Annotated in this window: 21 protein-coding genes; 1 reads left to right on the top strand and 20 read right to left on the bottom strand. The window is 69.3% G+C overall.

Annotated features, from left to right (window positions below):
- Positions 1-27: 27 nt before the first annotated feature.
- The 15 genes from AB4Z18_RS02690 to AB4Z18_RS02620 all read right to left on the bottom strand — a co-directional run bounded on the left by AB4Z18_RS02690 (position 28) and on the right by AB4Z18_RS02620 (position 17286).
- On the bottom strand, positions 28-1212 hold the full coding sequence (locus AB4Z18_RS02690) for a Gfo/Idh/MocA family protein (RefSeq protein WP_441781161.1): 1185 nt from the start codon (positions 1210-1212) through the stop codon (positions 28-30).
- Positions 1209-1625 (bottom strand): C-glycoside deglycosidase beta subunit domain-containing protein, encoded by a 417-nt coding sequence (locus AB4Z18_RS02685; RefSeq protein WP_441781160.1) that lies wholly within the window; start codon positions 1623-1625, stop codon positions 1209-1211. Before AB4Z18_RS02685 ends, AB4Z18_RS02690 begins: the two co-directional genes overlap by 4 nt.
- A 12-nt stretch (positions 1626-1637) precedes the next feature.
- Entirely contained in the window at positions 1638-2420 is a 783-nt protein-coding gene (locus AB4Z18_RS02680) for a nuclear transport factor 2 family protein (RefSeq protein ID WP_441781159.1), read from the bottom strand.
- A 16-nt stretch (positions 2421-2436) separates the two neighbouring features.
- Positions 2437-3489: a sugar phosphate isomerase/epimerase family protein gene (locus tag AB4Z18_RS02675; protein ID WP_441781158.1), complete on the bottom strand. Its 1053-nt coding sequence runs from the start codon at positions 3487-3489 to the stop codon at positions 2437-2439.
- Positions 3486-4595: a sugar phosphate isomerase/epimerase family protein gene (locus tag AB4Z18_RS02670; protein ID WP_441781157.1), complete on the bottom strand. Its 1110-nt coding sequence runs from the start codon at positions 4593-4595 to the stop codon at positions 3486-3488. The genes AB4Z18_RS02675 and AB4Z18_RS02670 overlap by 4 nt, the downstream gene beginning before the upstream one ends.
- Positions 4592-4990 carry a C-glycoside deglycosidase beta subunit domain-containing protein gene (locus AB4Z18_RS02665; protein ID WP_441781156.1) on the bottom strand — a complete coding sequence of 133 codons (399 nt, stop codon included), beginning with the start codon at positions 4988-4990 and terminating at the stop codon, positions 4592-4594. Before AB4Z18_RS02665 ends, AB4Z18_RS02670 begins: the two co-directional genes overlap by 4 nt.
- 30 nt (positions 4991-5020) lie before the next feature.
- On the bottom strand, positions 5021-6619 hold the full coding sequence (locus AB4Z18_RS02660) for a GMC oxidoreductase (RefSeq protein ID WP_441781155.1): 1599 nt from the start codon (positions 6617-6619) through the stop codon (positions 5021-5023).
- A complete protein-coding gene (locus tag AB4Z18_RS02655; RefSeq protein ID WP_441781154.1) occupies positions 6616-7410 on the bottom strand; it encodes a TIM barrel protein in 795 nt (264 codons plus the stop codon). Before AB4Z18_RS02655 ends, AB4Z18_RS02660 begins: the two co-directional genes overlap by 4 nt.
- A 12-nt stretch (positions 7411-7422) precedes the next feature.
- Positions 7423-7794, bottom strand: a complete 372-nt coding sequence (locus tag AB4Z18_RS02650; protein ID WP_441781153.1) for a nuclear transport factor 2 family protein — start codon at positions 7792-7794, stop codon at positions 7423-7425.
- The gene (locus AB4Z18_RS02645; protein ID WP_441781152.1) at positions 7791-10439 is read right to left on the bottom strand and encodes a glycosylhydrolase-like jelly roll fold domain-containing protein; all 2649 of its coding nucleotides are present in this window, start codon (positions 10437-10439) and stop codon (positions 7791-7793) included. The genes AB4Z18_RS02650 and AB4Z18_RS02645 overlap by 4 nt, the downstream gene beginning before the upstream one ends.
- Positions 10436-12601, bottom strand: a complete 2166-nt coding sequence (locus AB4Z18_RS02640) for a glycoside hydrolase family 3 N-terminal domain-containing protein (RefSeq protein WP_441781151.1) — start codon at positions 12599-12601, stop codon at positions 10436-10438. The genes AB4Z18_RS02645 and AB4Z18_RS02640 overlap by 4 nt, the downstream gene beginning before the upstream one ends.
- Complete coding sequence (locus tag AB4Z18_RS02635; protein WP_441781150.1) at positions 12598-14130, bottom strand: family 43 glycosylhydrolase; 1533 nt, start codon at positions 14128-14130, stop codon at positions 12598-12600. The genes AB4Z18_RS02640 and AB4Z18_RS02635 overlap by 4 nt, the downstream gene beginning before the upstream one ends.
- Before the next feature lie 6 nt (positions 14131-14136).
- Positions 14137-14979, bottom strand: coding sequence for a carbohydrate ABC transporter permease (locus AB4Z18_RS02630; RefSeq protein ID WP_441781149.1), 843 nt, complete (start codon positions 14977-14979; stop codon positions 14137-14139).
- A 3-nt stretch (positions 14980-14982) separates the two neighbouring features.
- On the bottom strand, positions 14983-15903 hold the full coding sequence (locus AB4Z18_RS02625; protein ID WP_441781148.1) for a carbohydrate ABC transporter permease: 921 nt from the start codon (positions 15901-15903) through the stop codon (positions 14983-14985).
- A gap of 93 nt (positions 15904-15996) precedes the next feature.
- On the bottom strand, positions 15997-17286 hold the full coding sequence (locus AB4Z18_RS02620; RefSeq protein WP_441781147.1) for an ABC transporter substrate-binding protein: 1290 nt from the start codon (positions 17284-17286) through the stop codon (positions 15997-15999).
- Positions 17287-17517: 231 nt separating this feature from the next.
- Between AB4Z18_RS02620 and AB4Z18_RS02615 the strand changes: the two genes are divergently transcribed.
- Positions 17518-18453 carry a LysR family transcriptional regulator gene (locus tag AB4Z18_RS02615; protein WP_441781146.1) on the top strand — a complete coding sequence of 312 codons (936 nt, stop codon included), beginning with the start codon at positions 17518-17520 and terminating at the stop codon, positions 18451-18453.
- Between the two features lies 1 nt (position 18454).
- Here AB4Z18_RS02615 and AB4Z18_RS02610 read toward each other — a convergent pair whose 3' ends face one another.
- The 5 genes from AB4Z18_RS02610 to AB4Z18_RS02590 are packed head-to-tail and all read right to left on the bottom strand — an operon-like array spanning position 18455 to position 23070.
- On the bottom strand, positions 18455-19330 hold the full coding sequence (locus AB4Z18_RS02610; RefSeq protein WP_441781145.1) for a nucleoside hydrolase: 876 nt from the start codon (positions 19328-19330) through the stop codon (positions 18455-18457).
- Entirely contained in the window at positions 19327-20241 is a 915-nt protein-coding gene (locus tag AB4Z18_RS02605; protein WP_441781144.1) for an alpha/beta hydrolase, read from the bottom strand. The genes AB4Z18_RS02610 and AB4Z18_RS02605 overlap by 4 nt, the downstream gene beginning before the upstream one ends.
- Before the next feature lie 7 nt (positions 20242-20248).
- Complete coding sequence (locus AB4Z18_RS02600) at positions 20249-21730, bottom strand: C-glycoside deglycosidase beta subunit domain-containing protein (RefSeq protein WP_441781143.1); 1482 nt, start codon at positions 21728-21730, stop codon at positions 20249-20251.
- A 3-nt stretch (positions 21731-21733) separates the two neighbouring features.
- On the bottom strand, positions 21734-22672 hold the full coding sequence (locus AB4Z18_RS02595) for a sugar phosphate isomerase/epimerase family protein (RefSeq protein WP_441781142.1): 939 nt from the start codon (positions 22670-22672) through the stop codon (positions 21734-21736).
- Positions 22669-23070 (bottom strand): C-glycoside deglycosidase beta subunit domain-containing protein, encoded by a 402-nt coding sequence (locus AB4Z18_RS02590; RefSeq protein ID WP_441781141.1) that lies wholly within the window; start codon positions 23068-23070, stop codon positions 22669-22671. The genes AB4Z18_RS02595 and AB4Z18_RS02590 overlap by 4 nt, the downstream gene beginning before the upstream one ends.
- Positions 23071-23082: the final 12 nt, after the last annotated feature.

The raw sequence follows: 23082 nt of genomic DNA, 5'->3' as shown, positions 1-23082 counted from the left end.
GTGTGCGGATTCAGTCTGCGGAGACCTTCAGTATGCGGAAACCGGGTCGCTCACGGCGACGCGGACCCAGGCGGAATCGTTCGCCGAGCTCTCCTCGACGGCGGCGAGCGCGCGCTGCACGCTCAGGCCCTCGGCGAAGGTGGGATGCGGATGGGTGCCTTCGGCGATGGCGGTCACGAGATCGACGACCTGGTGACTGAAGCCGTGCTCGTAGCCGAGCAAGTGGCCGGCGGGCCACCAGGCGGAGACGTAGGGATGCGTCGGCTCGGTGACGAGGATCTTCGCGAAGCCCTGAAGTTCTTCCGGCGCGGTGCGGTCGTAGAACTGCAGCGCGTTGAGGTCCTCCAGGTCGAAGCGCAACGCGCCCGCGGTGCCCGAGACCTCGATCGAGAGCGCGTTCTTGCGCCCGGTCGCGAACCGGGTGGCCTCGAACGAGGCCAGCGCACCGCCGGACAGCCGGCCCGTGAAGATCGCGACGTCGTCGACCGTGACCTCGCCGTAGCCCTCGCCTGCGCTGCCCGAGAGTCCGGATCCCGTCGCCTGCAGCGGTCGCTGCTTCACGATCGTGTCGAGCACACCGGTCACCGCGTCGACCGTCTGACCGGTGACGAACTGGGTCATGTCCAGGATGTGGGCGCCGATGTCCCCGAGCGCTCCGGAGCCGGCGTGCTCCTTCTGGAGCCGCCAGGCCAGCGGCATCTGGGGGTCGACCAGCCAGTCCTGCCGGTAGGCGGCGCGGACCTGCTGCACCTCGCCGATCGTGCCCTGTGCGATCAGGTCGCGGAGCAGCGTGACCGCCGGCACCCGGCGGTAGGTGAAGCCCACCATGGCGACGACCCCGCGCTCGGCAGCACGGGCGGCGGCCTCCGCCATCGCCTCGGCCTCCGCGACGGAGTTGGCGAGGGGCTTCTCGCAGAGCACATGCTTGCCCGCCTCCAGAGCGGCGATCGCGATCTCGGCGTGGGAGTCGCCGGGAGTGACGATGTCGACCAGGTCGATGTCGTCACGGGCGATCACCTCCCGCCAGTCGGTCGCCGATTCGGCCCAGCCCCACTGCTCGGCGGCCCGGGCGACAGCATCCGCGTTCCGTCCGACGACGACGGCCATTTCCACCTTTTCGGGCAGAGAGAACATGGCCGGTGCTTGGCGCCAGCCCACCGAGTGGGCCGACCCCATGAACCCGTAGCCGATCATCGCCACCCGCAGGGTCATGCCAGCACCAGCTCCCGCTCGACGGGGACGCGGTTGGTCACGTAACGGCCGGGGCCGCCGTCGACGCCAGGCATGATCTGCATGTAGAGCAGGCGCATGGTGAGCACGACCTCCACGGTGAGCTTCTCGCCCGCTTCCGGCGCGTGGCCCAGCGGGATCACGACGTCGGGCCGGTCGGCGACGAACCACAGCGTCTCGGACTGCTCAGGCAGCTCCTCGATGCGGTAGCTGCGACCGTTCAGCTCGAAGCGGAGCTCGTCGCGCGGGATCGGGACCCCGTTGACGCTCGCCGCGACGTCGTCGACGGCGGACAGCCAGAGGCTGCGGTACCAGGGCAGCTGCACCGAGACGGCGATGCCGTCGGCGGTGCGCCGGACGTCCTGCTCGGCGAAGAGCGAATTGTGGGTTGCCATGATCCGAATCCCTTACTTGAACGTGTCGGCGAACGTGTCGTGCGGCACAGGAGGCTCGGGCTCGAGCTTCTGCACAGTCGACGGGCTGTACGGGTGGTTCTCGCTCGGCACCGGCTCGTCCGCCGGCGGCATGAACACGGGCTTGCCGTCGTCGCCGAAGTACATCAGGTCGAGGTCGAAGGCGTCCTGGTTCTTCTCGCCGAAGCTCACCCAGTTCTCCTCGAACGGCGCCCGGGCCAGCTCGTAGCAGCGGAACTTCCAGATCTTCCACTCGCCGTCCTGACGCAGGAAGTCGATGGCGTACTTGCACCAGACCCAGTGCGCCCAGACCTTCTTGCCCTGCACCTCTCCGGGTGAGTACATGTAGTCGGGGCTGTTCTTGGCGACCTCGGGATCGGTGAGACCCGACTCGGTGCCCGCCATCAGCCACACGCCCTTCGCGGTCTCGCCGTCGCCGGCCACCTCGATCACCGGGGTGGTGGTCGCGTGCAGGATCAGCTTGCCGACGGGCGACGGGCGGTCGCGGTGGTACCGGGTGACGCTCTCCCACGTGGTGTATTGGCCGGCGTTCGTGTAGCGGGCGCGGATGCCCTCTGTGCCCTCCTTCACCCAGAGCGGGATGATCCGCTCGTCCTGGAACGCGTTGTGGAGGTACATGTAGCGGCTGAACAGGTTCTCGATGTCCCCGCGATCAGCCGCACGGCGGGCGAGGGAACGGGTCTGGGCGAGCTCCTCGCGCAGCGCAGCCAGCTCCTCCCGGAGGGCGGCGGTGGGCTCGGCGATGGTGTCTGACATGGTGTGTGCTCCTCGATCAGGCGGGGACGCCGGCGACGGCGTCTTCGATGGTGCGGCGCATGAGCGCGTGCTGCTTCTTGACGAGGTCGATCGGATCGGCCTCCCCCAGGTCGGAGAAGGCGTGGCCCTCCCACTCGCTGGAGAGGTACCCGCGGTAGCCGCCCTCGACGAACTGGCGGACGATGCGCGGGATGTCCATCGCGGGCTCCTGGCCCTCCGCGTCGATGTCATAGAACTTCGCGTGCACGTGGAAGATCTGCGGCATGATGTCGAGCCACTCCTCCGGCGGCACCAGGCCGTGCATGTTGAACGCGAGCCGGGTGAATGGACCGAATCGAGCAGGGTCCACGCCTTCGCCGGTGAGGTAGTCCTCGAACTTCTGATTGCGCACGTGCATGGGCGTCGGCTCGTGCCAGATCTCGTCCATCACCGGGAAGTGCTTCTCGTCGAGGCCCATCTTGGCCAGCTGCGACAGCAGCGTCGGCGACAGGCTGTGCATCGTGGAGGAGAAATCGGCGGTGAAGCCGAGCCGGTCGCTGCCGAGCTCCTCGTACAGCTCGCGGATCCCGAGCACCTTGGGGTCGTTCGGCCCCTGCGGCGCGTGGATCTCGTAGCCGAGCCGCTGGTCGTACTTCTCCGCCAGCGGCAGGAGGCTGCGCAGCAGCTCCCGGCCGGCCGAGCGGATGACGACCCGCTTGAACCCGAGCGTGTGCGCGGTCTTCAGCTGGCGGGCGAGGAAGTCGTGCTCCTCCTCGGGCGTCATGTCACGGTCCTTGCGACGGCCCATGTCGAGGTTGGTGCCGACAGCGCTGGGCTCGAGCTCGTACTTCTCCAGCGAGTCGAACCAGAGCTTCTCGAACTCGGCGTCGACGTCGGGGTAGGTCCGCAGGAGCTGGGCGATGTTGAACTCCACGCCCGGCCCGATGCCGTTCTCGGCGACGGCGGCGATGAGGGTCTCCGGCGTGAAGACGCCGGCCGCGAACTCGCTCGTCATGGAGTAGAGGGTGGTGCCCAGCTCGATACCGGTGCCGGCGATGCCGCCGGCTTCGGCGTTGTCGTTCGCGGTCATCGGTTCGCTCCTTCGATGCTCGGCAGCCACTCGGACAGCTGGACACGCGCCTCCGCGGCGTCGGTGACCATCCGGCTGCCGGCGTTCTGCGCGGCCGACCGCTGCACGGCCTGCTCGTCGCGGATGATCTCGAACGGCGACTGCCAGTAGTTCCAGTGCCAGCCCTCGTACTCGCTCGAGATCGCGCCGTTGTAGCCGTTCTCCGCGAGCAGCGCGATGAGGTCGCGCACCGGCACAGACGGCTCCTCGTGGGCGTCGTCGATGCCGAAGAACTTGCCGTGCACGTGCTTGATCCACGGCATGATCTCCAGCCAGTCGTCGACGCGTGCCGGGCCGAACAGGCCGGTGCCGTTGATGGCGAAGTCGATGCCGAGGTCGGGCCGGCCGTTCTGGGCGGCGAGGCCGATGAAGCGGCCGAAGCGCTGGCCGTGGTCGGCCTGGTCCGCCGGCGGCCCCGCCTGGTAGAACTCGTTCCAGAGGTCGACGACCTGGCCGAGCAGCTCGTCCGTGGCGCCCCGGCGGCGGTAGGCCTCCAGCAGTGACGGCGCGAAGCCTACGGTCGTCGCGCCCCAGTCGGCGGTGAAGCCCAGGAACGGCGAGCCGACCTCCTCGAAGCGATCCCGCAGCGCGAGGATGCGCGGGTGCGACGCGTACTGGTCGGCGTGCACCTCCAGGGCCAGCGTGACGCCGTACTGCTCGGCGATGGGCGCCAGCGCTGCCATCGAGTCGGGAGTGATCGAGATCTGCACGCGGGCGATCGGGAAGCCGAGCTTCGCGGCCGCCTCGATCTGGCGACGCATGTACTCGATGAGCTCGTCCTGGTTCAGCAGCCGGTCGCGGTGGATGCCGATGTCGGCGTTGATCGCGAGCGACGTCGGAACCAGCCCGACCTCGGCGATCAGGTCGCGGAACCAGCCGGCGTAGCCGTCGTCGATGGCGGGGAACCCTCGGAAGCTGGAGAAGCCGATGATCTCCAGCCCCGGGCCGTAGCCGTCGGCGGCGACCTTGCGGATGAGGCCCTCGAGGTCGTACTCGCGGGCGTGGAATGCGCGCGTGAAGCTGTACAGCGTCACGCCCTGGATCGGGGATCCGAGGTTGCCGGTCATGCCGTCGCCGCCTTCATGGTCTTGGTGTCGTGCTCCTCGATGTGAAGCACTTCGTTCTCGCCGATCACGATGTACGGGATGTAGAGCGTGAGTTCCACGGAGACCTCGTGCTCGCCGCCGTCCGCGGCGACCGGCACGTCGCCGGAGAGGACGGCCGAGTCGAGGGGGAACCACCACGACTCGGTGTCGTCGACCATCTCGGCGAAGGTGCGCTCGCGGCCGTTGAGCTCCCAGCGGAGCGTCTCGGCTGGAGCGGGCACGCCATCCACGGACAGCGAGGCGCCTGCGATGCAGGACGCCGGGAGTGCACGGTACCAGGGAATGCGCACGTCGACCGCGGCACGCGTGCCGCTGGTCTTGAGCGTTCCCTGCTCGATGATGCGATCGGGGATCACGAGTCCTCCTTGACTACTTTTTCCACGTTTCTACAGACTAATGTCGGTTTGCTGCATAAGCAAGGCTTTGTCGCCCGCGAGCACGCTCGCGATGCGGCGAGCGCCCTTCACCGCAAGCGCCACGGACGTCAGCGTCGGGTTGCACGCCGTTCCCGTCGGGATGACCCCGTTGCCCGCGACGAACACCCCGGGCGCCGCCCACACCTCGCTGTCCGGCCCGCACACGCTGCGGCCGTCGTCGGTCTCCCCCATCCGGACGCTGCCCTGGTAGTGGAGGGAGGCTCCGAGCGGCATGGTGAACGGCCGATCGCCGATCGGGTCCCCCACCGCTTTCGCGAGCTCGACGATCTCGTCCTGGGCACGCGCGATCACTGCGTGATCGCGGTCGGTGAGCGTGTAGTGGATGCGCATCGCGGGCATCCCGTACCAGTCGCGCTCGTCGTCGCTGAACGCCACCCGGTCGTCCCACTGCAGGTCCTTGGCGCAGAACAGGCCGAGCCCGACGATCGAGCCCGGCACGACGGGGTCGTCGTCGGCGAGCGGGATCGGGGAGGCGTCCAGCTGCATCACCTGGCCGTGGAACGGCACCGCGTCGGTGTACGGCACCCAGCTCACGCCACTGCGCTCGCTGATGGCTCCGTCGATCACCTCGTCGGCTCCGACGTCACCGGTGCCGGTGCCGGTGCGCGTGGCCGCGTCCTTCGCCACGGACGCCGCATCCCGGATGCGGGTGGCGTAGACCACCTGCGTCTGGTCGTTGAGCATGCGGCCGAGGGCGGCGGGGCGTATCCCGCTGGCCCAGAGCACCTGCGGTGTGCGGAGGGCGTCGGCGGCGACGACGACGAAGCGCGCGCGCACCGTGTGCAGTTCGCCCGTGCGACGATCGCGGACCTCCACGCCGGCGGCACGGCCGTCCTCCAGCAGCACCCGGGTGACCAGCGACTCGTCGTACAGGGTGAAGTGCTCGTTGGCACGCGTCACGTCCCCGAACACCACATCCGAACCCGACCACACCAGGCGGCCGTCCTCACGCCGGTGGACCGCCAGCGGCATCCGCTGCACCCGCTGAGCCGGGGGCCGGCCGTCGTCCACGACCGCGGCAAGGCGCTCGCGAACGAGGGCCGTGAACGGCGCTCCGTCGAACGCGTCGGTCGTGACGCCGAGCAGCCGGTCGCCCTCGTCGAGCAGGGCGTCGAGGTCGGGGAGGAACGGGATGCGCTCGCTGTCGCCCGGGCGCGGGCACGCTCCGGTCCAGTGGGCGGCCATCCCTCCGACATTGCTGGAGAAGGCGACGACGGGCATGCCGTCCTCGCCCGGTTCCTGATACCCCTCCTCGAGCAGGTACGTGCCGGGGCGCCCCCGGCGTTGGCCCGCGGTGACCGCACCCGGCGAGCTCACGGTGTCGGCGCCTGCGCCCGGGCCCTCCGAGCGCTCCTGCGCCTCGGCTCGCGCGACCGGGTCCTCGATGTTCTTGACGTGCGCGCCGGGGGGATCCGACACCGTCGGCCCGACCTCGAACAGCGCGATGGTGGCGCCGGGCGCCTCCTCGCTCAGGATGCGCGCGTACGTGGCACCGGCGGGACCGCTGCCGACGATGGCGACGTCGACGGATTCCGGATAGCGGCTCATGCCGTCACCGCCAGCTCGCGGATGAGCGCGGCGGAAGCCGCCGACTCCTTCGTCGGGTAGTACTCGAGACCGATCGGGCCGTCGTAGCCGGAGGACCGGAGGATGCCGAGGCGCTCTGCCCAGTCGAGCTCGCCGGAGCCCGGCTCGCCGCGGCCCGGAGCATCGGCGAGCTGCACGTAGGCGATCAGGTCGCCCGCGTTGGCCAGCTCCGCCGCCATGTCCTCGCCCTCGACGGCCGAGTGGTAGATGTCATAGAGCACGCCGAAGTACGGGGAGCCGACGCCGCGCGCGACGTACACCGCCTCGGCGGTGCGGTCGAGCAGCGAGCCCGGGTGGTCGACGCGGATGTTGACCGGCTCCAGCGCGAGCGTGATGCCCGAGCCGTCGATCTGCGCGATCGCCTTCTGGTAGATCTCGATCAGCTTGTCGAGCTGCACCTGCCGCTTCCACCCGCCGAAGCCGGTCCCGCTCCCCACGACCATGCGCGGACAGCCGAGATCCTGTGCGATCGCGACGCCCTCGTCGAGCTTGCGGTAGAACTCCGAGTGGTCCCACGGCGGGATCATGAACTGGGTGCGCGGTTCCGACAGCTGGGCGGTGAGCGTGGTGCCGGTCTCCTGGAGTGCGGCCTTGAGCGCGGGGAGGTCCTTCGGCGTCGTCGGTGCGTCGACGCCGGTCGGGCCCCACATCTCCACGGCGTCGAAGCCTGCGGCGGCCGCCGCGCGCACGCGGTCGTGGTAGTCGCCGGCCTCGGTGAAGAGCAGTTCGATGTTGGGTGCGAGTTGGTACATGGGTTCTCCTGTTCAGAACATCGGATGGTCGTGGGCGACATGCACGGGAACCTGCTGCAGCACATCCCAGTGCTCGACGATCCGGCCGCCTTCGAATCGGTAGATGTCCGCGACCGCGGCGTCGGGTGCGCCGGGTCGGGAAGCCTTGACGTGCACCATCGCGAGATCGCCGTCGACGAGGATGCGCTGGATCTCGAAGCGCGCATCCGGGCTGCCGTCGAACTTCGGCGTCAGAGCCTCCACAGCGGCGGCCGGGCCGTCGGGGATGTTCGGATTGTGCTGCCGATAGTCGTCCGAGACGAGCAGTGCGAAGGCGTCCGCGACGCGCTTCTGCGTATAGAAGAGGTCGCAGAAGCGCTCGAACGCCGCCCGGTTGTCGCTCATGCGCCGTCCTCCCGGGCGGGGGGCTTCCGGGGCAACGGCTGCCGTACCGCGATGGTGACCGGCCCGAGCAGCCCGCTCGGGTCCTGCTGGGCGAACGCGGAGAAGAAGTCGGGCTGCGCCTTCGCGAGCGTGTTCGTCACCTCGATCTCGAGGGTGTTTCTGCCGGCCAGCACCCCCGCCGGCACGTCGAAGACGTAGGGAGGCGCGATTCTGCTGCCGAGGTCGACGCCGTTGAGGCGCACGGTCGCGAGCTCGAAGACCTCCCCGAGGTCGAGGATGTGCTCGGCCGCGTCGCCCGCAGAGTCGAACGACGCCGTGTATCGCGCCGTGCCGCTGAACCGCGGCAGGAGGTCGGGGTCGCTCAGGGGCCGCAGGTCGTCGAGTTCACCCCAGTCGGAGAACGCGGGCTCGGTCGCCGTCGCTGTTGCGACCGCCCAGGTCGGCGCGAGTTCGACGGCGTCGCCGTGCTCGGCGGCCGGCCGGACGGGGAGTCCGTCCCACGCCGACGGCGAGCCGACGAGCAGCACCACCGCCTCCCCCGGGCAGAGCTCCAGCGAGACCGATGTCGATCCCGCGGCGGTTTCGCCGGGCACCTCCGTGAGGTTTCCCATGGCGGCGTCGAGGGCCACGGTCTCTCCGGCACGCGGGAGCGTCGCCGTCGTGCGCACGTCGTCCCGCACCGACTCGTTGAACAGCATGATCACGTCGGCATCGCCGGCGTCGCGCCGCAGCACACGCACCGATGCGGCCGGTGGATCGAGGCGCACGGCGCGGTCGCTCATCCCTCGGACCGCATCCACCAGTCCCGTAACGGACACCGGCCGGAACCGCAGCTTCAGTGCGTTTGCGTCGACGCCAGACCCTGCGACCTCCGGGACGGAATCGACGAAGACGACCGGCACCCCCGCGTCATCCAGCCGCAGCAGCTCGTGTGCGACGTGGGCGGGCAAGAAGGCGCTGCCCGGAACGATCAGCGCGTCGTACGTCTCCCCGCCGAGCGTCAGGGTCGACCCGTCCACCCCGGCATCCGGGAGGGCATCGGCGGGGACGACGTCGGCGTCGAGTTGAGCCTCCATCAGCGATCGCAGCGGCCGCTCGAACGGCATCGCCTCGCCCAGCCATTCGGCGTCCGCGTGGTAGAGCACCGCGAACGGGGCGACATGCGCGCCGCTCTGGAGCAGGTGGCTGAGGCGGTTCGTGTAGGCGCTGAGCAGGTGCTGCAGCGGATACTGCGGATTGTTGCCGCGCGCGTAGAAGTGCGGAGGGCAGTCCGGGTCCGGGAACGGCGCAGGCGAGAACGCGTGCGGCACCACGTGCGTGACCCCGCGCACCAGGAGGTGGTTCGTCAGCCACGTGAACAGCCGCAGCCCGGCGTACCAGCCGTAGGCGCCGATCGTCTCGCACATGGCCCTGCCCTGCTTCAGCGGGTCGAGGTGCGCGGCCGACGACGCGAGCTTGGCGAGCCCGAAGTGGAAGAATTCCCCGTCGGCCGCTCCGCCGAGGTTGCCGAACGGTCCGCGGGAGAACCCGGGCACGACCTGGCCGCCGATGATGTCGACGCCGGCCATGTCCTGGCCGGCCATGGCCCGGAAGTAGTGCCCGGCACCCGGGCCGAGCCGCGCGTGCGATCCGTTGTCCTCGATGACGTGGCCGATGTATTCGACGCCGTGCGCACGGCACCAGTCGCCGAGCCGCCGGCTGAAGTTCTCCGAGTACAGCCGAGACACCGTGTCCATGAAGGCGTACCGCACCTCGCGTTCACGTCCGCCGGCGGGCATCCACAGCAGGGGCAGGAGCGGGAGAGCATCCCGTCCGAGCCGCTTGGACAGCAGCGCCGCGACCTCGTCGTTCCACGGCAGCGGCACCGCCTTGCCGAGCCGCGAGTCGAAATCGAAGGTGTCCGGGTCGTTGTAGAGCCCGGGCTCGTCGCTGAAGAAGCCCGCGATCGTCGCGCCGAAGTCGTCGGCGTAGCGCGAGTGGATGCGCTCGTAGACCGTGTCGAGGAGCAGCTGGGTGGAGGCGGCGTTCAGGTAGTCGATGTGCTGTGCGTGCCGTACGCTGCCGCCTTCGCCGACGCTCAGGAAGAAGACCCGCCACCAGCCGTCGGGGATGTCCCAGTGCAGTACGCCGTCCACGATCCGGTCGGTGAGGTCGACGGGGTCGCCGATGAGCTCGTCGGAGTCCTCGGCCCGCGGGAAGGCCAGCACCCGCAGCAGGTCTCCGGGTTCTTTCGCGGCCTCTGGCCCCCACAGTGCGCGACGCTCCACGATGAAGGAGGCACCGCGCGCGGGGCCGACGGCGTCGGTGTGCCGCTCGCTGACGAAGCGACGGCGAAGGTCCGCGGGTGCGGCCTCTACGGCTCCGCCGGCATGACCGGTCGGGAAGGTGTCGTCGTCGAAGAACCAGACCTTCATGCCGCGGCGCCGGGCGATCTCGAGCACGGCATCCACGTCGCGCCACCAGCCGTCGCCGAGGAACTCGGGATGCGGCCGCGCCTCCAGGATGACCGCACCGATACCGGCGTCCGCGATCCGCTCCATCTCCTCGCGCACGACCTCGACCGGGCCGCCCTTCTGCCAGAACAGCGGCATGATCGCGTTGGGGACGGTGCCGGCCACGACCTCGTGGAGGCGCTCGAGGGTCATGCCGCCTTCTCCAGACGCACGCCGAGACGGTGCTCGACGGTGCCGTCGCTGATGGTGAGGGTGAAGTCTCCGGGCTCGAGCACCCTGCGCACACCGTCGGCCCAGAAGCGGAGGTCCGCGTCGTCGATCCGGAACGCGACCGTGGCCGATTCGCCCGGTTCGAGGGTGACGCGGGTGAAGCCGCGCAGACGCCGCACGGGCTGCGTCACCGACGCGACCTCATCCGTGACGAAGAGCATGACGACGTCGTCGCCCGTGCGGTCGCCGGTGTTCGTGACCCGCACCGTGGCGTGGATGCCGGCCTCGGCCTCGGCGACGCCGACCACATCCCGTGACACCTCGACGTCGTGGAGGGCGAACGTCGTGTAGGCGAGACCGTGACCGAACTCGAAGCGCGGACCGAGGGGGAGGTCCAGGAACTTCGACGTGTAGTAGTCGTCGGTGTTGTTCGGACCGGTGAACCCGGCGATCGTCTCGGGAAGCAGCGCGCCCCCGGTGCGCGGCGGCCGGCCGGTGCGCTCGTGGTCGTAGTGGATCGGCACCTGGCCGACCGCGCGTGGGAACGTCATCGGGACGCGACCGCCCGGACTCACCCGGCCCGACAGGGTCCTGGCGATGGCGGCCGGTGCCTCCGAGCCGAGGTGCCACACGCAGAGAGTGGCGTCGACGCGGTCGATCCAGTCCTCCACGACGAGTGGCCGGCCGGTGGCGAGAACGACGACGACGCGGGCACCGGCATCGGCGAGGGCGTGGATGAGGCGCCGTTGCGCCTCCGGGAGGGTGATGTCCGCCCGCGAGCTGGCCTCGCCGGAGATCCGGCTCGGTTCGCCGACGGCGAGGACGACCAGGTCGGCGTCCGCGGCACGCTCGACCGCCTCGGCGATGGAGGCGTCGGTCGCCTCGAAGAAGCCGCAGCCGTCGACGACGTCCCAGTGGACTCCCGGGAGCTCGCTCGCCAGCGCATCCGCCAGCGTCTCGGTCACCGGCGACGCGAAATGCTGCACCCAGGTGCCGAGGTGGTCGAGGCTCCGCGCGTACGGACCCGCGAGCAGGACCCGTCCCGAGGGGGGAAGGGGCAGCGCGCCGTCGTTCGTCAGCAGCACCGTGCACCGCTCCGCCGCCTGTCGCGCGAGTTGGCGATACCGCTCGGTGGCCTCCGTCGAGGCGGTGGACGCGTCCATGTACGGTCGCTCGAACAGACCGAGCCTCTGCTTGAGGCGAAGGACTCGGCGCACCGCGTCGTCGACCCGCGCGACCGCGAGCTCATCCGGAGAGACGAACGCCACGCCGTCCGCATCCACCAGCAGCGACCCACCCATGACGATGTCGACACCGGCGTCGATCGCCGCGACCACGGCCGCACGCTCGTCGGCCACCACGCCGTGGTCCACGAGCTGTGCGACGCCGTCCGCGTCGCCGACGACCACGCCGTCGAATCCCCATTCCTCCTTGAGCACCCCGGTCAGCAGGGCACGGTTGGCATGCATCGGGATGCCGTTCAGCGCGTTGAACGCGGCCATGACCGTCGCGGCTCCGGCCTCGACGCCGGCCCGGAACGTCTCGAGGTACGTCTCGCGGAGGCGGCGGTCGGAGACGTCCGTCGTGTTGTAGTCGCGGCCCGCCTCGGCGGCTCCGTATGCGACGAAGTGCTTGAGGCAGGCAGCGAGCGCGTCGCCCGTGTCGAGTGCCCTGCCCTGATAGCCGGCCACCTTGGCGACGGTGAGGACGGAGGACAGGTACGGGTCTTCGCCGAAGCCCTCGACCACGCGTCCCCAGCGCGGGTCGCGGGTGACGTCGACCATCGGGGAGAAGGTCCAGTTGACGCCGGCAGAGCGGGCCTCGGTCGCCGAGACGCGAGCGTCCAGCTCGGCGACCGCCGGGTCGAAAGCGGCCGCCTGGGCGAGCGGCGTCGGGAAGATCGTGAACTGCCCGTGGATCACGTCGAGCCCGACGAGAAGGGGGATGCCCAGCTCGGTCTCCTCGACGGCGATCCGCTGGGCGGCGTTCGTCTCCTCTGCGCTCGGGGGCCAGAAGGTGGACCCGATGCCGCGGCGGATGAGGGCCTCCCGCTCCGGGGCGGAGGGCCTCCACACGATCTGCAGTTGCAGGAGCTTCTGCTCCCAGGTCATGCGCGCGAGCAGGGACTCGATGTCGACGGTCATCGGTCCCCCTCCGCCGCATCCTCCGCGAGCGGGCGGTAGCGGAAGTCCCGGAACACGACCTCGCCCTCGCCTGTCGAGAACAGCGCCGGCCGCAGGCTCTTCAGGTCGTTCATCGTCGACGAGTGCGCCCCGGAGGTCTCGTAGCGGACGCCGTGCCGCGTCCACTCCTCGCCGGGGCGGCGGTGCCAGCCGGTGACGATGTGATGGTCGTTGCGGAGTCGCAGCTCGATCGTCGCGCCGGGTTCTGCGGGCTCCCGCCAGTGTGTGCGGATACCGCCCGCATAGCTGGGCAGCACTTCGCCGTCCCAACCCATCCCGAAGAACATGCGGTCGTTGAAGTAGAGGAGCAGACCGCCGGTCGCGCCTCCCCACACCTCGACGCTCACCTCGACTTCGTAGGCCTCATCCATCGCCCACGTCGTGAGCGGCGAGGAGTCGGACGGGGACGAGCCCTTCGCGGCGAGCATCAGCCCGTCGCCGAACTGCGCGCGGCCCTGCTCGTCGGGCTCGGGGTTGTCGAAGACCCAGCGTTCACCCCAGGCCGGGGCGGCGAAATCGTCGGAGGGTGCGGGAATCGCGACGGGGACCGACGCGCTGCGAGCGGTGACAGGCCTGGCGAGCGGCACGCCGACATCGCTCGCCGCGGCGACCGGCCAGCCGTCCGCCGTCCACTCGATCGGCTCCAGCAGGGCCTGACGGCCGAGCGTCCGGTAGCCGTTCGCGTAGCCGTGGGACACCATCCACCACGATCCGTCGAGAGCGTCGAGGATCGTCGCGTGGCCGCGCGACCACCACGCTTCGTCGGCCGACCAGGTGCGCGCGATCGGGTTGCCCGGCGCGTTCTCCCACGGGCCATGCACCGACCGGGACCGCGCGACGATCACCATGTGGCCGGTCGCCGGTCCCCCGGTGCCGCCGACAGCGCTGACCAGGTAGAACCACTCGCCGCGGCGGAAGAGTTTCGGTCCCTCCAGCGCATAGGCCTCGGTGATCCACTCGTCGGGATACCGCCAGCCGTCGTACACGTGCTCGAGCGGCGTGACCGCCGTCAGCCCGTCCGCGCTCAGGCGGCAGCGACGGATGCCGCTGACGAAGAGGTACCGCTCGCCGTCCTCCCCCACGACGTGCCCGGGGTCGATAGCGCCGGAGACGCCGGTGAAGGTCGGCTCACTCCACGGCCCCTCCGGGCTGTCGGCGTGGGTGACCCAGATCTCCGGCTGCTGGATCCTGTCGGACCAGGCGCTCGGAATGAACGGGATGTAGAGGTAGAAGCGTCCATCGTGCTCGATGAAGTCCGGGGCGAAAACCGTCGTCGCGGGCTTGTCGAGCGCGCAGGTCACGAACGTCCAGTTGACGAGATCCGGCGAGCGCCAGATCGTCAGCCCCGGCGAAGCGTCGAACGACGAGTACGTCAGGTAGTAGTCCTCGCCGACGCGCAGCACCGCCGGGTCGGGCCGGTCTCCGGGCAGCACGGGGTTGAGGAAGGTCCCGTCCCCCAGGTCGGGAGCGGAACGCGGAGCGACGGTCATGCGATGTCAGCCCTTGAGCCCGCCGGCGTAGCCCTGGATGAACTTCTTCTGCGCGAAGGCGTAGAACGCCAGGATCGGGATCATCGAGACGATGACGACCGAGAAGATCAGGTTCCACTGCGAGACCAGCGAGCCGACGTAGCTGTACATCACGACCGGGAGGGTCTGCCAGGGCGTTCCGTTGAGGAAGATCAGCGACGTGAAGAAGTCGTTCCAGACGATCAGGCCGGCGAGGATCGCCACCGTGCCGGTCGCCGGCGACATCAGCGGGAGGACGACCTTCCAGAACACCTGGTAGCGGTTGGCGCCGTCGATGATCGCGGCTTCCTCGTACTCCGGGGTCAGGTTCCGGAAGAAGTTCGCGTAGAGGAACACCGACAGCGGCAGCAGCATCCCCGTGTAGATCAGGATCATGCCCCACGGGTTGCCGACGAGGCCGACGTCGCGGGCGCCGATGTACAGCGGCAGCGTCCCGAGCTGCGTCGGCAGGATGATGGCGACGAGGAACAGGTAGAAGGAGCGCCGGCTCCACTTGCTCGTCGACCGCGCGATGCCGTACGCGGCGATCGAGCCGAGCCCGACCAGCAGGACGATGCTGCCGGTCGTGATGATCAGGCTCGATCCGAGACCCGCCCAGATGTTGCCCGACGACGTGGAGGCCGGCGAGAGCAGCGTGATGAAGTTATCGAAAGTCGGACTCGTGGGCGGGGCAATCGCTGCGGAGCTGAGGATGTCGGGGAGCGTCTTGAGCGACCCCACCAGCAGGATCCAGAACGGCAGCAGCAGGATCGCGGCCGCGATCAGAACGATGATCTCGATGGCGAGGGTCTTTTTCGTGTACCGGAACATGGCTCACGCCTCCTTGGCTGAGCGGTCGCGCGTCGCGTACTGCTGCGCGATGGAGAAGAGCAGGATGAGCAGGCTGAGCACCAGCGCCAGCGCGGCGCCGAATCCGAACTGCTGGTAGGTGAACGCCTGCTGGTAGACCTCCAGCGCGAGCGTCTGGGTGGCGCCGGCCGGGCCTCCACCCGTCAGTGCGACCACCTGGTCGAACACCCGCAGGCCCTGGATGAGCGTCAGCGTCGTGGCGATCGCGACCGACGGCTGGATCATCGGCAGCACGACGTAACGGAACCGGTAGAAGGTGCTGGCCCCATCCAGGGCGGCGGCCTCCTCCATCTCCTCCGGCACGGTCGCGAGACCGGCCAGGTAGATGACCATGACGAACCCGATGTTCTGCCAGACCATCACGACGAGCACGCACCAGATCGCGAGCCCCGGGTCGGCGAGCCAGTTCTGCTTCGGGAGGCCGACGCCGGCCAGCGCCTGGTTGAGCGGGCCGTTGTAGTCGAAGATGAACTTCCAGATGTACGAGACCGCGATCGGGCTGACGACCACCGGCATGAAGATCAGCGTGCGCAGCACGTAGCGCGACTTCAGGGTGCGGTTGAGCGCCAGGGCGAAGAGCAGCCCGAGGACGTTGGTGAAGATCAGGAAGCCGAAGGCGAGGAGGAGGGTGTTCCACAGCGACCCGATCAGCTCGGGCGTCTGGAAGATCTTGACGAAGTTCGCAACGCCGACGAAGTCGAAGGCGCCGAGTCCCGACCAGTTCGTGAAGGCGAAGAATCCACCCGCGATGGTGGTGACGTAGATGACGACCACCATCAGCACGAGTGCGGGAAGGGCCCACCACCAGCTGCCGAGCCGGACCTGATAGGCCTTCTTGTGCGGCGCGCGGCGCGGAGCCTGCACCTGCGTCTCGAGCTTCGTCATTCTCCGCACCTCTGACTGCGTCGTCATCGATTCGTTCCTTTCAACCGGTTCGGGCGGCCGGCCCTTGTAGGACCGGCCGCCCGGGTGACCGGATCAACCCCAGTCGGTGTCCATCTGCTGAAGCACCTGCTTGACGGTCATCTGACCGGTGAGGATCCCCTGGACGCCGTTGCCGAGGTCTGTGTAGATCTTGGCGTTCGGCCACTCGGTCGGCGCGTAGCCGCGGGTGTCGTCCTTGGCGATCTCGTCCTTGATGGCGGCGTACTGCGGCAGCAGGGTCGAGTCGTTCTTCACGTTGACGGGGATCGAGCCGACCTCCTTGGAGTACGCCTCCTGACCCTTGTCCGAGATGATGTAGCTCAGGAAGTCGGTCGCGAGCTTCGGGCTCTTCGTCTTGGCGCTCGCCGTGACGCCCTGGTCGGCGCTCAGCGACAGGTAGGTCTTCGTGCCGTCGGGGGCTCCGACCGGGAGCGCGATGAGCTTCACGTGGCCGCCCGCGGCCTGCATGATCTGCTGAGCCGCGCCGCTCGGAGCGAAGAAGCCGAGGATCTTGCCCGAGGAGGCGCCGTTGGTCAGGGCGTCGAAGCCGGCGCTGGTGGCGCCGTCCTGGAAGCAGCCTGCGTCGAACATCTTCTTGACCGACTCGAGGGCGGTCGTCCAGCCCTTGGTGCCTGCGAAGGTGACCTTGTTCTGGGCGCGCTTGGCGTTCCAGTCCTTGTCCTTGCCATAGACGGTGGAGGTGGCGAGGGCGACCGCGAGGATGCCGTTGTTCTGGAAGGTCGATCCGGCGAGACCGTAGACCGTCTTGCCCGCGTCGCGTGCCTTGCCGCACTGGGCGATGATGTCGTCGAGGCTGGTGGTCGCGTCGATCTTCACACCGATGGACTGAGCGAGCTCGTCGTTGTAGATGACGCCGTTCAGCTGCGTACCGAGGGGCACGCCGTAGATCTTGCCGTTGTAGGTATAGAGGCTCTTGGCGGAGTCGGGCATGTTCTTCGTGATCGACGCGTCGTCGAGCGGAAGCACGAGTCCGGACTTCGCCCACGGCAGGATCGACTGGGCCTGGCCGGTGCCGCCCTCGGCGAAGAACGTGTCGGGGGCGTTGCCGCCCTGCACCCGCGTCGCGATCGTCGTGCCGTAGCTCTGGACGGGAAGGTTCTGGGTCGTGATCGTGACCCCCTTGTTCTCGGCCTCGAACGCCTTGGCGAGGCCGTCGTAGGCGGCCTTGTCCTGGTCGTTCGTCGCTCCGTAGGCGAAGGTGATGGTCTGCGGCTCCTTCCCCGTGGAACCGCTGCCGGAGCAGCCTGCGAGCGCAAGTCCTGCGGCGGCGGGGATGGCGAGCCAGGCAAGCCGGCTGGTGCGGCTCCTGCGTGTGTGCTTCATCGGATTGACCTCTTTTTAGACTTCGTTGTCGGTGAGGCGGCGGCTGTGTCGCTGTCTCCTCTGGGGGCGTTTCGAGTTTCGCAGCGCTAAGGCAGATAAACAACGCTACTTCTGCTTATCCCAGACATAAGCTGGGTCGATACCCGATCGATACGCGACCGCCCACTCCCCCTGCGGGTCGCCTCGTTATAGTGAAGACGCCCACCGCCGGGCAGGAAGGATCACACCGTCGTGACCGATTCCCCTCTGATGTCGCGGCTCGATCTCAACCTGTTGATCGCGCTCGACGCCCTCCTCACCGAGCGCAGTGTGACCCGTGCCGCCGAGCGGCTGCGACTCAGCCAGCCCGCGCTGAGCGCCTCGCTTTCGAGGCTGCGAGTCCACTTCGGCGATCCGATCCTCGCCCGCCGCGGCAACGCCTACGAGCTGACGCCGCTGGCCCTGCGACTCGCCGACCACACGACCATCGCGCTGGAGGCGGCGCGCCGGGTCTTCGAGAGCCAGGCGACCTGGGACCCGTCGGAGTCGGTGCGCCAGTTCTCGATCTTCGGCTCCGACTACGGGTTCACCACCATCGGGCGCGTCGTCTCCGAGCTTGCCGCCGCGCAGGCCCCCGGCGTCCACTTCCGGTTCATGCTCCACAACCCGACGGTGGTCGAAGACGCCGCGAACCGCCTCCGGTCGGTGGATGGGATGGTCATCCCGCACGGATTCCTCACCGAGCTGCCGTTCGTCGATCTCTGGCAGGACGACTGGGTCGCGATCGTGGCGGAGACGAACGACCGCGTGGGAGACACCCTGTCGCGCGAGCAGCTGTCACAGCTCCCGTGGGTCATGAACTACCAGTCGCGCTCGGCGTTCACCTCCGCCGAACGGCAGGTGCAGCAGCTCGGGATCGAGCCCGACGTCGAGGTCGTCGTGGAGAGCTTCCTGGCCATCCCGCATTTCATCGCCGGCACGAATCGGGTCGGTATCATCCATTCGGCTCTGGTGCCGCTGGCCAAGCGCGCCGCCGCGGTGCGCGTCGTCCAGCTCCCCTTCCCGCCGACCCCGATCGTCAACGCGCTGTGGTGGCATCAGGTCCACACGCACGACCCCGAGCACACGTGGATGCGCTCCCTCTTCGAGGAGGCCGGCCGCATCGTCGCTGCGGGCGAGCACACCTGAGTTACGCCAGAAGCGACATTCGCGCCCAGAAGTCGGCGAACAGCACGCGCGTGTCCACGGTGTCGTAGAGGGTCAGCGCACGCGGTTCGGGATGCACCGCGTAATTCCCGGCGTCGTCGATCCATGGCGCATCCACGATCCGTGACGCACTGGACTCGGTCGTGATCGCCGTGAACAGCACCGGCGGGCTGTCTCCCATCGGCCAGTTGCCGCCGATCCGGATGAAGTCGGGAGGCGACGTGAAGCAGTCGTAGAGCCACTCACCGAACGGGCCTGCTGAGCGCAGCCCGACCTCCAGCTCGGCCACCGACACGGCGCACTGCCGGTAGACGTGCTGCGGCACCTGCGCGATGCGCATCCTGCTCTCGTTGAACACCACCTGCGCCGCCGGGATGTCGAGGGCGAGGTTGTACTCCCAGGAGCCCTCGGGATACCGCCCGCCGCCGATCCAGATGAGCTCCGCGCGGTCGGCGAGGGTCGGGTCCTCCCGCAGCGCCGACGCGACGTTGGTGAGCGGTCCGCCGCACGCGATGACGAGCGGCAGCGGGTCGTCGCGGTGTGACTCCTCCAGGATGAGCAGCGCCCCCGCCGTCCGGCCGTCGAGGTCCGCGAAGCCGACCTGCACGTCCTCCGAGATCGGAGGGGCGGGGCTGTGCCCGAGGCGCGCGACGAGCTCCTCGGCGATCGCCTTGGCGGGGTGACCGGCCGCGTACGGCATGCCCTCCATGGCGATCGAGGTGCAGGTGATGCCCCGGATCTCCGCCGCATCGGCGAGCAGGTGGTGCGCGAGCGCCACGAGCCCGTCGGGGTCGCCGGCGAAGTCGTTGTCGACGATCACGCGCAGCTGGGGCGTGACGGGGATGCGACGGTGGCTCATCGGCGCTGCCCCATCCACTCGCCGATCGCGGCCAGGGTGCGCGCCGCGCTGGGATTCGACGGCTCGTCGATGTGCGCGTGGTCGGCGCCCGCCTCGACGTAGAGGGTGGCGTCGCATCCGGCTGCCACGAGTCGGGTGGCGAACGCCTCCCCCGACGGTCGCAGGCTGTCGTGCTCGCACACGACCGCGAGGGTCGGCGGGAATCCGCCGACCGACCCGAGCCCGGGGAACGCGTGCGGGTTGTGCAGCGCCTCGGGCGAGCCCGCGAAGTTGAGCGAGAGCTTCGCGTACGGCGACGCCGGGTCCGGGATGCCACCGGGATGTGCGCCGTCCGGATCGAGCGCCGGATACACGAGCACGAGGGCGCCGGGGAGCTGCTCCCCGGCATCCCGCAGTCGCGCCACCGCGCCCGCGGCGAGGTTTCCTCCCGCGCTCGCGCCGCCGAGAACGAGCGCGTCCGCCTCCACACCCAACAGGTCCGCGCTGCGGCTCCGCGCGTACCGCCACGCGGCCAGCACATCATCCGACGGCGCCGGGAAGTGCACGTCGCCGAGGCACTTGACGTAATCGACCGCGAGCACCGGGATGCCCCGGGCTGCCAACTCGAGCGCCACCCAGTTCGACTCGGGCATCTCGAGGTGCCCGCCGATGAACCCGCCGCCGTGCACCCAGACGAGCGCCGTGCCGGCGTGCTCGACCGTGTCATCCCGGTAGAGCCGCGCCGGCCGCTGTCCGCTCGGCGCATCCACCACCAGGTCGCGCGTGCGCACGTTCGCGATGTGCGGGAACCGCCGCATCAGCGACGCCGTGTCGATGTCGGGCCGCGGATCGGCCGGCTCGCCGTGCTCGCGCAGCCACGCGATGGCCTCGGGGAGCGGCAGCGCGCGAAGGTCGGGCTGGGTGTCGGTCATCGCGGGCCTAGCGCGCAGCCGCCTGCAGCGAACGCATGCTCGCCCGGATGAGGTCGTGCTGCTTGCGGACGAGGAGGAGCGGGTCGACCTCCCCGAGCTCGGCGAAGGCGTGGCCCTCCCATTCGCTCGACCAGTAGCCGCGGTAGCCGCCCTCGACGAAGATCCTCACCAACTCCGGATAGTCGATGGCGGGCTCCTGGCCGTTCTCGTCGATGTCGTAGAACTTGGCGTGCACGTGGAGGATCTGCGGCATGATGTCCGCCCACTCGTGCGGGTCGACGTGCCCGTGCATGTTGAAGGCGAGGTGCGCGAACGAACCGAGCCGGCCCGGGTCGAAGCCGCGGCTGTTCAGGTAGCCGATGAACTCCTCCTGGCGCTCGCGCATCGATGCGTCGGTCGCCCAGGTCTCCTGGAGCCGCTGCACCTCCTCGTCGCCCAGGCCCGCCCGGCGCACCGCGCGCAGCAGGGTCGGCGACATGCTGTGCATGGTCGAGGAGAAGTCCGCGACGAAGCCGAGCAGCGGCGAGTCCAACTCGGCGTAGAGATCGCGCACCTTGACGATCTCGGGCGCGTTCGGCCCCATCGGCGCGTGGATCTCGTAGGCCAGCTTGAGCTCGAGGTCTTCCGCCACCGGCAGCAGGCGGCGCAGCAGGTCGGGCTTGGCCGACTGGATGCGCACCAGCGGGAAGCCGAGCTTCTTGGCGCCGCGGAACAGCAGCTCGCTGACCTCGAACTCCTCGTCCGGCGTCATGTCGCGGTCGCGCCGCTTGCCCATGTCGAGGTTCGCTCCGAACGAGCTGGCGTCGAAGCCGTGCCGGTCGAACGCCTCCCGCCAGGTCGTCACGAACTCGTCGGAGACGACGGGATACGTCGGCAGCACCTGGGACGCCACGATCTCGATGCCCGGGCCGATGCCGAGCTCGGCGACCCGGTCGAGGAGTCCGTCGAAGTCGAACCAGCCGGCGCGGAACTCCGCGCTGGCCGAGTAGAGCGTCAGGCCCAGCTGGAAGGGGTCGGCGTCGGTCGCCTCCGGAGCCGGAGGGACATCGGTGACGAGCACGGGCGGGGCGGCATCGTGGTCGGTCGCGGTGAGCGTCAGGCGCTGGTGCACGATGTTCGGCACGTAGAGCCCGGGGCCGCCGTCCTCTCCCGGCCTGATCTGCATGTACGGCAGCCGCAGTTCCCCGTGCAGCTCCACCTCGTGCGTCTCGCCGAGCCCGACAGCCGGCTCACGCCGGACGATGAGCAGCGGATGCGACTGCAGGTACCAGAGCACATCGCTCTGCTGCGGGAGGTCGGCGAGAGAGAAGCGGACGCCGTCGAGCTCGAAGGCGAGATCCTCCTCCGGCACCTCCACGCCGTCGACCGTCAGCCGGAGGGTCGTGACCGAGGACAGCCACAGGCTGCGGTACCAGGGGATGGTCAGGGCGAGGGCGAAGCCCTCCGGGTGGACGCGCAGGCTCGCGTCGTCGATGAGTCCGTTGGGCATGGTTCAGTTCCTGTCTGGCTGCGCCGCTGAGCGTTCTGCGGCGATGGTGCGGATGAGGGCGTGCTGCCGCCGGAGCTGGTCGGGCGCGCGGTACGGCTCGTGGTGGCCCTCGTACTCGCTCGACAGCCACCCGGTGTAGCCGGAGTCCAGGACCACGTCGATGATGTCCCGCCAGGGGATGTAGTGGTCGACGAGGTCGTCGTCCACCTCGTAGAACTTGGCCTGGAAGTAGACGGTGTGCTCCATCACGTCGGCCAGGTCGGACACCGGCACGAACGGCACTACCGGCGGCCGGGCCGAGCCGTCGCCCATGCGGAAGGAGGCGCTGCCTCCCCGTCGCGGGTACGACGAGAGCTCGAAGACGCCGGTGTCGATGAGCAGGCCGAAGTGCTCGGAGCCGGTGCGCTCCTTGAACTCCAGGTACTCCTCCACGACCGGCGACTTGATGACGGTCGGCCAGTGGATCTCCGGGCAGATCACGATGTCGAGGTCGGCGGCCAGTTCGAGGTTGCGCTCCACGGCCTCCTGCCAGATCGGGTCGACCAGGAGGTCCTCCGAGATAACGCCGATCTTGGGACGCACGAACGAGAAGCCGAGCGTGGAGGCCAGCCGCAGATCGAGCTCCAGCTGCTGCGCGCCCTCGGCCGCGGTCATTCCGCGGCCAGGGAAGCGGCGTGTGTCGATCCACGACCCGTACAGGGTCGGGGTCAGCCCGAGCCGCTCGTTACGGGCGAACCACGCGTCGATCCACTCGGTGGAGGGGTTCGGGTAGTCCTGGATGTGGCCCTCGCCGAGGATCTCGAGACCGCTGGCGCCGAGGTCGGCGACGTCCGCGATGCAGTCCTCGACGGTCATGGTGACGCCGATGTCGTCGGTGTAGCTGTACAGCGAGACGCCGAGGCCGAACGGGAGGTCGTCGGTGGTTCCCTTTCGATCGCTCATTTCACGATCACCGCCTTCCGCGATGCGGTCCAGATCGAGGGCTGCAGCTCCTCGGGGATGTACGACATCCGCAGCCGCAGCTCCAGGCTGACGTCGTGGATGCCGCGGGCGAGGCCGCCGTCGCGCGGGACGGTCAGCACGGCGGCGTGACCGAGGGGCCAGCGCGCGTCGGCGGACTGCTGGAGCTCGTCGAACGAGAACTCGCCGGCCGGGAGCGTCCAGCGGATGGTGTCGCCGTCGAAGCGCTCACCGTCGACGGTCACCGTCGGCTTCTCGATGAGGTTCGCCCACAGCCCGCGGTAGTAGGGGCTGCGCACGCGGAGCTGGAAGCCGGTGGGCGCCTCCTGCGGGCCGACGTTGCGGAAGCCCGCCGTCTGTATCAGTTGTTCTTCGAGCATCGGATTCTCCTT

Origin of the sequence: Leifsonia sp. 2TAF2 (assembly GCF_052115085.1) — a bacterium.
Taxonomy (GTDB): Bacteria; Actinomycetota; Actinomycetes; order Actinomycetales; family Microbacteriaceae; genus Leifsonia.
Note: the sequence above shows the minus strand (reverse complement) of the source record. Positions and strands in the feature narration are given on the sequence as shown.

Bases quoted from the DNA above. Each gene is read 5' to 3' on its own strand.
- AB4Z18_RS02690 (WP_441781161.1), bottom strand. From the start codon at position 1,212: ATGACCCTGCGGGTGGCGATGATCGGCTACGGGTTCATGGGGTCGGCC.
- AB4Z18_RS02685 (WP_441781160.1), bottom strand. From the start codon at position 1,625: ATGGCAACCCACAATTCGCTCTTCGCCGAGCAGGACGTCCGGCGCACC.
- AB4Z18_RS02680 (WP_441781159.1), bottom strand. From the start codon at position 2,420: ATGTCAGACACCATCGCCGAGCCCACCGCCGCCCTCCGGGAGGAGCTG.
- AB4Z18_RS02675 (WP_441781158.1), bottom strand. From the start codon at position 3,489: ATGACCGCGAACGACAACGCCGAAGCCGGCGGCATCGCCGGCACCGGT.
- AB4Z18_RS02670 (WP_441781157.1), bottom strand. From the start codon at position 4,595: ATGACCGGCAACCTCGGATCCCCGATCCAGGGCGTGACGCTGTACAGC.
- AB4Z18_RS02660 (WP_441781155.1), bottom strand. From the start codon at position 6,619: ATGAGCCGCTATCCGGAATCCGTCGACGTCGCCATCGTCGGCAGCGGT.
- AB4Z18_RS02655 (WP_441781154.1), bottom strand. From the start codon at position 7,410: ATGTACCAACTCGCACCCAACATCGAACTGCTCTTCACCGAGGCCGGC.
- AB4Z18_RS02650 (WP_441781153.1), bottom strand. From the start codon at position 7,794: ATGAGCGACAACCGGGCGGCGTTCGAGCGCTTCTGCGACCTCTTCTAT.
- AB4Z18_RS02645 (WP_441781152.1), bottom strand. From the start codon at position 10,439: ATGACCCTCGAGCGCCTCCACGAGGTCGTGGCCGGCACCGTCCCCAAC.
- AB4Z18_RS02640 (WP_441781151.1), bottom strand. From the start codon at position 12,601: ATGACCGTCGACATCGAGTCCCTGCTCGCGCGCATGACCTGGGAGCAG.
- AB4Z18_RS02635 (WP_441781150.1), bottom strand. From the start codon at position 14,130: ATGACCGTCGCTCCGCGTTCCGCTCCCGACCTGGGGGACGGGACCTTC.
- AB4Z18_RS02630 (WP_441781149.1), bottom strand. From the start codon at position 14,979: ATGTTCCGGTACACGAAAAAGACCCTCGCCATCGAGATCATCGTTCTG.
- AB4Z18_RS02625 (WP_441781148.1), bottom strand. From the start codon at position 15,903: ATGACGAAGCTCGAGACGCAGGTGCAGGCTCCGCGCCGCGCGCCGCAC.
- AB4Z18_RS02620 (WP_441781147.1), bottom strand. From the start codon at position 17,286: ATGAAGCACACACGCAGGAGCCGCACCAGCCGGCTTGCCTGGCTCGCC.
- AB4Z18_RS02610 (WP_441781145.1), bottom strand. From the start codon at position 19,330: ATGAGCCACCGTCGCATCCCCGTCACGCCCCAGCTGCGCGTGATCGTC.
- AB4Z18_RS02605 (WP_441781144.1), bottom strand. From the start codon at position 20,241: ATGACCGACACCCAGCCCGACCTTCGCGCGCTGCCGCTCCCCGAGGCC.
- AB4Z18_RS02600 (WP_441781143.1), bottom strand. From the start codon at position 21,730: ATGCCCAACGGACTCATCGACGACGCGAGCCTGCGCGTCCACCCGGAG.
- AB4Z18_RS02595 (WP_441781142.1), bottom strand. From the start codon at position 22,672: ATGAGCGATCGAAAGGGAACCACCGACGACCTCCCGTTCGGCCTCGGC.
- AB4Z18_RS02590 (WP_441781141.1), bottom strand. From the start codon at position 23,070: ATGCTCGAAGAACAACTGATACAGACGGCGGGCTTCCGCAACGTCGGC.